The 10718-nt window shown below is 70.7% G+C and carries 12 protein-coding genes; 1 reads left to right on the top strand and 11 read right to left on the bottom strand.

Translation table 11 applies throughout. The features are described from left to right. Positions 1-167: 167 nt before the first annotated feature. The 11 genes from ACRWNM_RS26210 to infC all read right to left on the bottom strand — a co-directional run bounded on the left by ACRWNM_RS26210 (position 168) and on the right by infC (position 9891). Positions 168-1196 (bottom strand): hypothetical protein, encoded by a 1029-nt coding sequence (locus ACRWNM_RS26210; RefSeq protein ID WP_431970746.1) that lies wholly within the window; start codon positions 1194-1196, stop codon positions 168-170. Positions 1197-1261: 65 nt separating this feature from the next. Beyond that, entirely contained in the window at positions 1262-1768 is a 507-nt protein-coding gene (locus ACRWNM_RS26205) for a hypothetical protein (protein ID WP_431970745.1), read from the bottom strand. A gap of 129 nt (positions 1769-1897) precedes the next feature. Further along, entirely contained in the window at positions 1898-2665 is a 768-nt protein-coding gene (locus tag ACRWNM_RS26200; RefSeq protein ID WP_431970744.1) for an alpha/beta hydrolase, read from the bottom strand. 117 nt (positions 2666-2782) lie between these two features. Then, complete coding sequence (locus tag ACRWNM_RS26195) at positions 2783-3073, bottom strand: DUF427 domain-containing protein (protein ID WP_431970743.1); 291 nt, start codon at positions 3071-3073, stop codon at positions 2783-2785. A 164-nt stretch (positions 3074-3237) separates the two neighbouring features. Continuing rightward, on the bottom strand, positions 3238-5769 hold the full coding sequence (gene pheT / locus ACRWNM_RS26190) for a phenylalanine--tRNA ligase subunit beta (RefSeq protein WP_431970742.1): 2532 nt from the start codon (positions 5767-5769) through the stop codon (positions 3238-3240). 48 nt (positions 5770-5817) lie between these two features. After that, entirely contained in the window at positions 5818-6894 is a 1077-nt protein-coding gene (gene pheS, locus ACRWNM_RS26185) for a phenylalanine--tRNA ligase subunit alpha (protein ID WP_431970741.1), read from the bottom strand. 211 nt (positions 6895-7105) lie between these two features. Further along, positions 7106-7633, bottom strand: coding sequence for a hypothetical protein (locus tag ACRWNM_RS26180; RefSeq protein ID WP_431970740.1), 528 nt, complete (start codon positions 7631-7633; stop codon positions 7106-7108). Positions 7634-7642: 9 nt separating this feature from the next. Beyond that, complete coding sequence (locus ACRWNM_RS26175) at positions 7643-8476, bottom strand: TrmH family RNA methyltransferase (RefSeq protein WP_431970739.1); 834 nt, start codon at positions 8474-8476, stop codon at positions 7643-7645. Positions 8477-8490: 14 nt separating this feature from the next. Then, positions 8491-8871, bottom strand: a complete 381-nt coding sequence (gene rplT, locus ACRWNM_RS26170) for a 50S ribosomal protein L20 (protein ID WP_039797323.1) — start codon at positions 8869-8871, stop codon at positions 8491-8493. A 98-nt stretch (positions 8872-8969) separates the two neighbouring features. Next, complete coding sequence (rpmI, locus tag ACRWNM_RS26165) at positions 8970-9164, bottom strand: 50S ribosomal protein L35 (RefSeq protein ID WP_040706116.1); 195 nt, start codon at positions 9162-9164, stop codon at positions 8970-8972. A 73-nt stretch (positions 9165-9237) separates the two neighbouring features. After that, on the bottom strand, positions 9238-9891 hold the full coding sequence (gene infC / locus ACRWNM_RS26160; protein WP_084483526.1) for a translation initiation factor IF-3: 654 nt from the start codon (positions 9889-9891) through the stop codon (positions 9238-9240). Between the two features lie 373 nt (positions 9892-10264). On the opposite strand from infC, the gene ACRWNM_RS26155 reads away from it, so the two are divergent. Continuing rightward, the gene (locus tag ACRWNM_RS26155) at positions 10265-10606 is read left to right on the top strand and encodes a DUF1844 domain-containing protein (protein WP_431970738.1); all 342 of its coding nucleotides are present in this window, start codon (positions 10265-10267) and stop codon (positions 10604-10606) included. The last annotated feature ends 112 nt before the right edge of the window (positions 10607-10718 follow it).

Below are 10718 nucleotides of genomic sequence, written 5' to 3'. Positions count from 1 at the left end.
ACAACCGCGCCAGCGCTCTCGAACACCACACCAGCGCTTACCAACAACCGCACCAGCACTTACGAACACCGCACCAGCGCTCACCAACCACGGCGCCAGCGCCTACGAACACCACACCAGCGCACGCGAACAACCACGCCAGCGCTCTCGACCACCGCGCCGAGGACTCAGCCGACCGTGTCGGCGAGGATGCCGAGCACGGCGTCCGAGGCGTAGAACGGTTCGAGGCGCTCCCGGATCAGCTTGGCCAGCACGCCGTTCCGCTTCGCGCCCTCGATCACGGCGGGACCGTAGCGCAGGATCTCGGTGGCGATGTCGTCACCGGAAAGCCCGAGCTCCGGAAGCATGGCCGCGAGCGTGTAGTCGCCGTACTTGGCGTAGAACACCTCGACGCACTCGTCGACGAGCAGGCCGAAGTACTCCTTCTCGCGGGTGGTCACCGCGATCTCGTAGCACAGCAGCACCAGCTCGTTGAGATCCTTCTGGGTCAGATATTCGCGCAGGCCGCTGACCGGCTCGTCGGCGTGCAGATCCCAGAACTCCATGGCGGCCGAGTGCACGGGGGCGTCGCGCAGCATCTCGCGGATCGCGTTGTTGGTGCGCTTGAGCGCGAACATGGCGCCCTTGCCCGCGAGATCGCCGACGAACGTGCCGTCGGCGGCCTTCCTGGCACGGTTGGCGGCCGACTGGCCCAGCGACATCAGCGAGGAGACGCCGGGGATCTTCTCGGCGCGCTCCCGGTTGGCCTGCACGAAATCGTTGATCAGCTTGTCCACGAACTTCGAGGCCACGGTGGCCACCAGCGGGCTCTCGGTGAGCCGGTCCAGGATGCGCTCCTGGGCCTGGTGCATGCCGAAGAGCTTCTCCAGCACCGCCTCCACCGGTTCGCGCTCCACCACCTCGCCCAGGGTGTAGTCGTGGTTGGCGGCGATGTGGTCGTAGATCGAATCGGCGAACACGCCGACCATGTCGGCCAGCACGGGGCTGCCGCCGACCAGGTCGACGACCGCCGCCACGGTCTGCTTCGCCTGGTCGAGCTCCACCACCTCGCGGAACAGCAGTGTGTCGGCCACGCCGAGCACCGCCTCGACATCGCGCGCGACGACCTCGGCGAGACGGTCACCGGTCACCTCGGCCAGCAGGAATTCCACCTGAGCATCCAGGAGCCGTTCGGCGATCTCACGCGGCTCGGTCATCGTTTCACCCATTCATCTCGGTCCGGCTCAGTGCTCGACGGCGGCACCCGGCGGACCAGCGCACGTCAGTCGGCGCCCTTGTCGCGCAACGATTTCCGAATCTGGTCCAGGCGTTCCCGCGCGGCCTTCTCGCGCGCGGCGAATCGCTCGTCGGCGCTGCGGCCCGCCGGGGTCTGCCGGTCGAGCTCACCCATCCCCTGCGCAGTGCCGAAGCGCTGCTCGACCTTATCGCGAACCGACTCGAAAGTAGGTACCCCGGACGGCGAATATCCGCCGGTCTCGGGCGTCGCCGGAATACCGGTCGCTTGAACCGGTACCGCCGGTACCGGGAAACCGCCTCCGACCTGCCCGGATGCCGCCGCGCCCTCGCCGATGTCATACGCCGAGGCATCGGACGTGGCGGGACTCACATCAAGATCGGTCGTCGCATGAGAGGCCCCGGCCAGCTCGTCCAGCGCGGCGCGCACGGCCCACAGTGCCGAGCGCCCCTCGACCGCGGCGCGCAACACGGTCACCAGCTCCGCGTCCGGCAAGGCGGCGAGCCGCGCCACGATTTCCCTCGTATCGCTCATGCCTGCGCCTCGCTGACGCTCGGCTCCGGCACGCGCGATGCGCGCTGGCACACGATTCGCTCACTACGTTCGCTCATAACGCCAGGCTACGCACCCGAACAGACCGCTCGCCCTGTTCGCGCTTCCCCGCTAGCCCGCGAGCACCTCGGTCGCCCAGGCCCGTAGCGTGGCGGGCCAGTCGGCGCCGAGCAGCGCGATGACGTCGTTGTGCCCGGCGCCCGGCACCACCACCAGCCGCTTGGGTCCGGACGCGGCCGCGTACAGCCGCTCGGCGTTGCGCACCGGCAGCAGTTCGTCGCAGTCGCCGTGCATGATCAGCACGGGCGCGGCGAGCCTGCCGATTCGCCGCAGGTTCGGGTAGGCGTCGGGGATCAGCGAACGCGGCAGGAACGGATAGATCGACCCGGCCGCGTCGCGGATGCCGGTGAAGGTCGACATCAGCACGAGTCCGGCGGGCGGATGCGCCTCGGCGAGTTCGAGCAGCACGCCGCCGCCCAGCGACTTGCCCAGGTACAGCACCCGATTCGGGTCCACTCCGGGCCGGGCGAGCAGCGCGTCACGCGCCGCCCGCGCGTCCAGGTAGGTGCCGTGCTCGCTGGGCCGCCCGGTGCTGCGGCCGTAGCCGCGGTAGTCGAAGGCGAGCACGTCGAAACCCGCGTCGACGAGCAGCGCGTAGATCGCCACCCGGTCGCCGAGGTTGCCCGCGTTGCCGTGCGCGAAGAGCACGTGCCCGATCGACCGCCGCGCGGGCAGCCACCAGGCGTGCAAGGTCTCGCCGTCCTCGGTGCGCAGGGACAGGTCGGTGTAGTCGAGGCCGACCGCGGCGGGCGTCTGCAGGATCTGCCGCTCCGGCAGGTAGGTCAGCGCGTTGAGAATCAGGGCCGCGGGGTGTCGCATGCAGACGTTCTTACTCCGCCGGGGCACGGCGGCTCGACGCCGCCCCGGCGATGACGCGGCCGTCCCCGGCTTCCGATCTTCGGCGACGGTGACGCGGTACCGGCTGGTCGGCCAGGGTCAGTCGACGACCACGTCGACGCCGCGCCAGAACGCGACGCGGTCGCGCACCATCTCGGCTTCCGGCTTGGGCGTCGGGTAGTACCAGGCGGCGTCGGGATTGCTCGCACCGTCGACGGTCACCGTGTAGTAGGAGGCGGTGCCTTTCCACGGACAGACCGTGTGCTGATCGCTGGGCTCGAGGTATCGACGGCGCACGGCGTCCGCCGGGAAGTAGTGATTGCCCTCCACCACCACGGTGTCGTCGCTCTCGGCGAGCACCGTCTCGTTCCATACCGCTCGTACGGTCATCGGACCTCCCAAGTCGTCGGACGAAAGCTGCCAACCGCCACGCTACTCCCGATTGCCGGGCGGCCCGGAACGCTGCGCCGCAACCCGGGACGCGCACGGCCGGGAAGCGACGAGACCCGTACGGCGCTGCGGCCGTACGGGTCTCGATGTCGTCGCGGGCTCTGTCAGCCGCGCAGGACCGCCCCCACCGCGTCGGCGGCCGACGCCACCGCGGCATCGCGGGCGGCGCTCGCCTCGTCCTCGGTCAGCGTGCGGTCCGGCGCGCGGAAGCGCAGCGCGTAGGTGAGGGACTTGCGGCCCTCGCCCGCCTGGGCGCCCTCGTACACGTCGAACAGGGCGATGTCCTCGAGCAGCTCACCGCCGCCGGTGCGCAGCGCGGCCTCGACCGAACCCGCGGACACCGACTTCTCGACGCTGACGGACACGTCCTGCAGCACCGCGGGGAACGGCGACACCACCGGCACCGGACGGGACTCGCGCAGCGGCAGCGCGTCGAGGTTCAGCTCGAGCGCGCAAGTCCGTGGCGGCAGGCCGGAGCGTTCCAGCACGGCCGGGTGCAGCTCGCCGGCGTAGCCGACGACCTCGCCGTCCACCACCAGCTCGGCGCAGCGGCCCGGATGCCACGGCAGGTGCGCGGCGGCGCGACGCTCGATGGACACGCCCGCGGCATCCGCGATGGCATCGGCCAGGGCGAACGCGTCGGCGGCCTCGGCCGGACGGCCGGGGCCCCACGGTCCGCGCGGCTCGCGGCGGCCGGTGAGCACGACGCCGACGTGCACCGGCTGCGCGGGCAGCGAGTCGACCAGCTCGGCGATCTCCTCGTCGGTCGGGCGGCGATCCACCGGAAGCGCCTCGACCGCCCTGGTGTTCGGGCCGGGCAGCACCACCTGGGCGATGCCGTAGACGGTCAGATCGCGCGCGCCGCGGGAGATGTTGCGCGCGGCCACCTCGAACAGGCCGGGCAGCAGCGTGGTGGCCAGTTCGGCGCGCTCCACGTCGAGCGGGTTCAGCACCCGGGTGGTGACGCGGCGCGGGTCGTCGGCGTCCAGGCCCCAGGTGTCGAAGACGCCCGAGGGCAGGAACATCGGCGGCGGCACCTCGATGCCGCCCGCGAAGGCCAGCGCCCTGCTGACCGCGCGGCGGCGGCGCTGCGCGGTGGTGAGCCCGCGCCCGGCGGGCGCGGTCGGCAGCACCGACGGGATCTGCTCCAGACCCTCGAGCCGGAGCACCTCCTCCACCAGGTCAGCGGGCTGGGTCAGGTCGGGCCGCCAGCTCGGCGGGGTGACCACCAGCTGGCCGTGCCCGGTCTCCTCGTTCACCGACACCTCGACGGTGCAGCCGATCTGGGCGAGGCGGCGGGCCGACGTGCCGGTCGGATAGGTGACGCCCGCGACTCGATCGGCCAGGTCGATGTCGATGCGGATCGGTTCCGCCTGCGGCGTCGGCACCCGCACGTCGGTGAGCGCGGGCTCGATGATGCCGCCCGCGATCTCGGCGAGCAGGGTGGCCGCCCGGTCCAGCGCGGCGACGTTGATCTCGGGATCGACGACGCGCTCGTAGCGCTTGCCCGCCTCGGACACCAGCTTGTGCCTGCGCGCGGTGCGGTAGACCAGCAGCGGATTCCAGGTGGCCGCTTCGAGCACCACATCGGTGGTCTCGGGGCCGACCTCGGTGCTCCCGCCGCCCATCACGCCCGCCAGCGAGACCACGCCGGACTCGTCGGCGATCACCACGTCCTCGGCGTCGAGCACGCGCTCCACCTCGTCGAGGGTGCGCAGCGTCTCGCCCTTGTTCGCGGAGCGGACCACCAGACCGCCGTTGAGCTTGTCGGCGTCGAACGCGTGCAGCGGCTGGCCCAGCTCGAGCATGACGTAGTTGGTGACGTCGACGGCGGGCGAGATCGGGCGCACGCCCGACAGCAGCAGCCGTCGCTGCAGCCACCACGGGCTGACCGCGTTCGGGTCGATGCCGGTGACCCGCCGCACCGCGAACCGGGTGCACTTCGACGACGGCTCGAGCTGCACCGGCCAGGCGTCGGTCTCGTCGTCGGGCAGGGTGCGCACCGCCGGGTCGGCGTACTCCAGATCGAAGCCGCAGGCCAGCTCGCGGGCCAGGCCGCGCACCGAGAAGCAGTAGCCGCGGTCGGGCGTGATGTTCAGCTCGATGACCGTGTCGTTCAGGCCGAGCAGCTCGTTGGCGTCCGCGCCGGGCTCGGCGGTGCCCGGCTCCAGCACCAGGATGCCGGAGTGGTCCTTGCCGATGCCCAGTTCGGCGACCGAGCAGATCATGCCGTGCGAGACGTGGCCGTAGGTCTTGCGCGAGGCGATCTTGAAACCGCCGGGCAGCTCACCGCCGGGCAGCACCACCACGACCAGGTCGCCGACGGCGAAATTCCGTGCGCCGCAGACGATCTCCTGCAACTCTGGGTTGCCGACGTCGACCTTGCAGAAGCGAATCGGCTTCTTGAACTCGGTCAGCTCGGTGATCTCGGCGACGCGCCCGACGACCAGCGGCGAGGCGGCGTCTGATCCCGCCCCGCTCGCACCCGCGTCGCCGTTCACCCGGTGGAGCTTGTCGACCTCCTCGACTTCCAGCCCCACACGGACGAATCCGGCGTCCAGTTCCTCCGGCGTCACCGACCACTCGGGTGTGGTGCGCTGGATGATCTCGGTCAGCCAGGACTGCGCTACTCGCACTTGAGGTTTCGCTCTCTCGATCGAAGGGAGTTCGGGAATCGGGCCGGTTCAGGACCGGATGCCGAAGGGCAGGGTGAACCGCACGTCGCCCTCGACGATGTCGCGCATGTCGGGGATGCCGTTGCGGAACTGCAGGGTGCGCTCCAGGCCCATGCCGAACGCGAACCCGCTGTACACGTCGGGGTCGATGCCGCTGGCGATCAGCACCTTGGGGTTCACCATGCCGCAGCCGCCCCACTCGACCCAGCCCGCGCCGCCCTTCTTGTCCGGGAACCAGACGTCCACCTCGGCGGAGGGTTCGGTGAACGGGAAGTAGTTCGGCCGCATCCTGGTGCGCGTCTCCGGCCCGAACAGGGCGCGCGCGAACGCGTCCAGGGTGCCGCGCAGGTGCGCCATGGTCAGGCCCTTGTCCACCGCGAGGCCCTCCACCTGGGAGAACACCGGCGTGTGGGTGGCGTCCAGCTCGTCGGTGCGGAAGGTGCGGCCCGGGCACACCACGTAGATCGGCAGGTCGCGCTCGAGCATGGAGCGCACCTGCACCGGCGAGGTGTGCGTGCGCAGCACCTGGCGCGAACCCTCCGGCGCGATGTGGAAGGTGTCCTGCATCGTGCGGGCCGGATGGTCGGGCAGGAAGTTGAGCGCGTCGAAGTTGAAGTGCTCGGTCTCCACCTCGGGGCCCTCGGCAACCTCCCAGCCCATCGCGACGAACACGTCGGCGATCTGCTCGGAGATGACGGTGATCGGGTGCCGGGCGCCGACCGGTTCCCGGCGGGCGGACAGCGTGACATCGATCGCCTCGGCCACCAGCACGGCCGCGTCGCGCTCGGCGAGCAGCACCGCGCGGCGGGACTCGAACGCGTCGGAGACCCGCGCCCGCGCCACGTTCACCCGCTTGCCCGCGTCGGCCTTCTCCGACTTGGGCAGCCCGCCCAGCGCGCGCTGCGCGAGGGCGAGCGGCGCCTTGCCGCCGAGATGCTCGGTCTTGGCCACCGCGAGAGCGTCCAGATCGGCTGCCGCGGCGAACGCCTTCTCGGCCTCGGCCGCCGCCGCGGCCAGCGCCTCCTCGGTCAGCGCGACGGCGTGCGTCTCGGCGTTCTGCTCGACTCCGGTGTTGTCGTCGGCCACGATCGTTCGTCTCTCCCCTGGGGATCGGTTCGCGGGTCCGGCTTATTGCCTACCCACATTGCTGCTGGTGGAATCCTATTGGATCGGCCATGACCGATTCACGCGGATTACCCGCTGGCGAGCCGCGCGCCCGTGCCCGGGCAGCGCGCGCACCGCCGCCCTACACCCGGAAAACGGGCATCCGCGCAGGTATCGCGCCTCGCGCGGCCGGTCACCAGAGCGGTACGTACACCGCGTCGCCCTCCACATCGGGCGCGACCGGCAGGAAATCCGGGACGGTCCGCGCGGCGCTGGCCCGCATCTTGCGCACCGCCTCCGCCACGCCGGGCGCGCCGATGCCGAGCCGGTCGAGCAGTTCGGCGCGCACCTCGAGGAACTCCGGCCGGTCGACGGCGAACTGCTCCTCAAGCTCGGCCACCGGACGGCCCGTGCCCAGATCGCGCCAGTACGGATAGGTCGCGATCAAGGCGACCGCCTCGACCAGATCGGCGGCCAGCAGCACCGCGCCGCCTTCGGAGTCGGCGTACAGCACCGGGCGCTCCGTCCCCTCCGCGCCGCACAGGAAGAACGTGCCGCCCGCGCTGTCGCCCGCGATCGGCGTGAGCGGCGTACCGCTCGGCAGCCGCAGGTCCTCGACGGGCTCCCGGCGCGTGATATCGAAATCGCCCGGCCAGGCGAGCAGCCCGGCCAGCTCGGGATCGCCCTCGATCCGGCGCAGCAGTTCGTCCCCGGCGCTCATGATCGAACCCTAGAACGCCCCCGCGTGTCGCACACGAGAACTGGCATAGAGACAGATGGCCGCCGCGGCGGCGAGGTTGAGGCTCTCGGCCCGGCCCTGGATGGGGATGCGGACGCGGTGGTGGGCGCGGGCGGCGACGGCGGGGTCGAGGCCGTGCGCCTCGTTGCCGAACAGCCAGGCGATCGGGCGCTGGAAGAGCTCGTCGGCCTGGTCGAGGTCGACCTCGCCCGCGGCGGTGGTGGCCAGCAGTGTGATGCCCGCGGCGGCAAGGGAATCCAGGGTCTCCGCGACATCGTGGTGGCGGGCGACGGGCACGTGGAACAGGCTGCCCGCGGTGGCGCGCACGCACTTGCCGTTGTGCGGGTCGACGGTGTCGCCTGCCAGCACCACGCCGTCGGCGCCCACCGCGTCGGCGACCCGGATGAGGGTGCCCGCATTGCCGGGCTCGGCGATCTCGACCGGGACGGCTAGCATCCGCGGCCGCTTGTCGAGAATGTCGGTCAGCGGCACGTCGATCAGCTCGCACACCGCGACCAGGCCCGGCGCGGTGACCGTCTCGCCGAGATGCTCGGCGGCCCGGTCGCTCACCAGCGTGGTGCGCACGCCCGCGGCGGAGGCGCCGGCGATCAGCTCGTGCTCACGCGTCGCCGCGGCGGCGGAGTAGAACAGTTCCCGCACCCGCCCGGTCTCCAGTGCGGCGGTGACCGAATTCGCCCCCTCGGCGAGGAAGAGTCCGGCCTTGCGGCGCTGCGGCGCGCGGTGCAGCTTGACAGCCGAAACGACCCGCGGATTGCGCTCGGAGAGCGCGTCCGCGGGTCGTTCCGAAAGGTGTCCCTTGGTCAACAGGGTCGGCCGGATCAGGCGGCCGGGGCGTTGACGTCCTGCGGGAGGGCGGCCTTGGCGACAGCGACCAGACCGGCGAAGGCCTCGGCGTCGGAGACGGCGAGCTCGGCCAGGATCTTGCGGTCCACCTCGACACCCGCGGCCTTCAGGCCCTGGATGAAGCGGTTGTAGGTGATGTCGTTGATGCGCGCCGCGGCGTTGATGCGGGCGATCCACAGCTTGCGGAAGTCACCCTTGCGCGCCCGGCGGTCCCGGTAGGCGTAGGTGAGCGAGTGCAGCTGCTGTTCCTTGGCCTTGCGGTACAGCCGCGAGCGCTGGCCCCGGTAGCCCTTGGAGGCCTCGAGGATGGAACGGCGCTTCTTCTGAGCGTTGACGGCCCTCTTGACGCGTGCCACTTGGTCAGTCCTTGATCGAATAGGGGGCGCGTGCGGCGCCCGGGAGGTTGGTCGGGGGTGGCGTCCGGAAACTCCGGTCGCGGTGCTGCCCTAGGGGATCAGATACCCAGCAGCTTCTTCACGCGACGGACGTCGGCAGCCGCGACGACCTCCGTGCCGTCCAGACGACGAGTCCGGCGGGTGGGCTTGTGCTCGAACAGGTGGCGACGGTTCGCCTGCTGGCGCAGCAGCTTGCCTTTACCGGACACCTTGAATCGCTTCGAGGCGCCGCTGTGGCTCTTCATCTTCGGCATGGATTCCTCTATCTGGTCGTCCCGGCGGCCGTTTCCGACCGCCGGTGTCTGTTCGTATAACTGCGGGCGTGGCCTACTCGGCCTGCTCCGCGGCCGGGGTCTCACCGGCGGGCGCGGCGCTCGCGGCAGGCCGTCCGGCCGATTCCTGCTGCGCCTTCACGCGGGTCTTCGCTCCCTTGTGGGGTGCGAGGACCATGGTCATGTTCCGGCCGTCCTGCTTGGCCGAGGTCTCCACGAAACCCAGGTCCGCGACGTCGGAGGCCAACCGCTGCAGCAGCCGGAACCCGAGCTCGGGCCGGGACTGCTCGCGACCCCGGAACATGATCGTCACCTTGACCTTCGACCCGGCTTCGAGGAAGCGAACGACGTTCCGCTTCTTGGTCTCGTAGTCGTGGTCGTCGATCTTGGGCCGGAGCTTCTGCTCCTTGATCACGGTCTGCTGCTGGTTCTTCCGAGACTCGCGCGCCTTCTGCGCCGTCTCGTACTTGAACTTGCCGTAGTCCATGATCTTGCAAACCGGCGGACGGGCATCCGGAGCCACCTCGACCAGGTCGAGATCGGCCTCGAGGGCGACGCGTAGCGCATCTTCAACACGCACGATCCCAACCTGCTCGCCGCCAGGTCCGATGAGTCGGACCTCGGGAACTCGGATGCGATCGTTGATGCGGGTCTCAGTGCTGATGGGGCCTCCTAGGTCAAGCGGTGTCGTCTGACGACCGCAGGCAATAACTGCAACCCCTTGTTCAACACAAAAGCCCCGGTGCGGTATTTCACCACAACGGGGCCCGAGTCGACCGATCGCCGATGCCAGGCATCGACTCTTGCGCGCGAGACGGCACTCACGCAAGAAACCCGCCACAAGGGCGGGCGACCGGACCGTTTGACCAGTACGATTGCTCGTCGGTAACGGTGGGAGTCGGGCTCCACTTATTCAGCCCCGGGTCGTGTCGCACCAGGCGACGCGGTTCGGGGCGGTCGTCAGCGGAAAGTCTAGCATTGCCGTCCGCTATCGCCGAATCGGTCCGAAAACGCGCTGCGCGGCCCGCCGCGGGGATCGGCCAGCTCCGACTGCTCCTGGCGGCCTCGCTAGCCTGTTGGGCATGACTGACGAGCTCGACTCCTCCGTGCGCGACCTGGCCGACATCCCCGCCGTCGAGGTGATCAGCCGCGCCGCCGTGATGCTGATGAGTTCGGCCGCGGAAAAGCTCGGCCTCGCCGACCCGGACCCGGACAGCAGCCCGCACCGCGACCTGGACGAGGCACGCCGCGTCATCACGGCGCTCGCGGGTCTGGTCACGGCCTCGGTCGAATACCTCGGGCCGCACGCAGGGCCCATCCGCGAGGGCTTGCAGTCCCTGCAGCGGGCGTTCCGCGAGGCTTCCGCCCACCCGGACGAGCCGGGCAAGGGTCCGGGCGAGAAGTACACCGGCCCCGTCTACTGAGCCGGTTCCCCGACCCGGTCCGGTACGGCTCGACGCTCGCCGGCCGGTCACCCGCCTGACCCGCCGATCACGCTGCGGCAGGCGCGAATCGGCCGCGGCCGCGGCTCGATGC

This window comes from Nocardia sp. bgisy134 (assembly GCF_965341865.1).
In the GTDB taxonomy this organism is placed as follows: Bacteria; Actinomycetota; Actinomycetes; order Mycobacteriales; family Mycobacteriaceae; genus Nocardia.
This window is presented reverse-complemented; position numbering and strand designations above follow the sequence as displayed.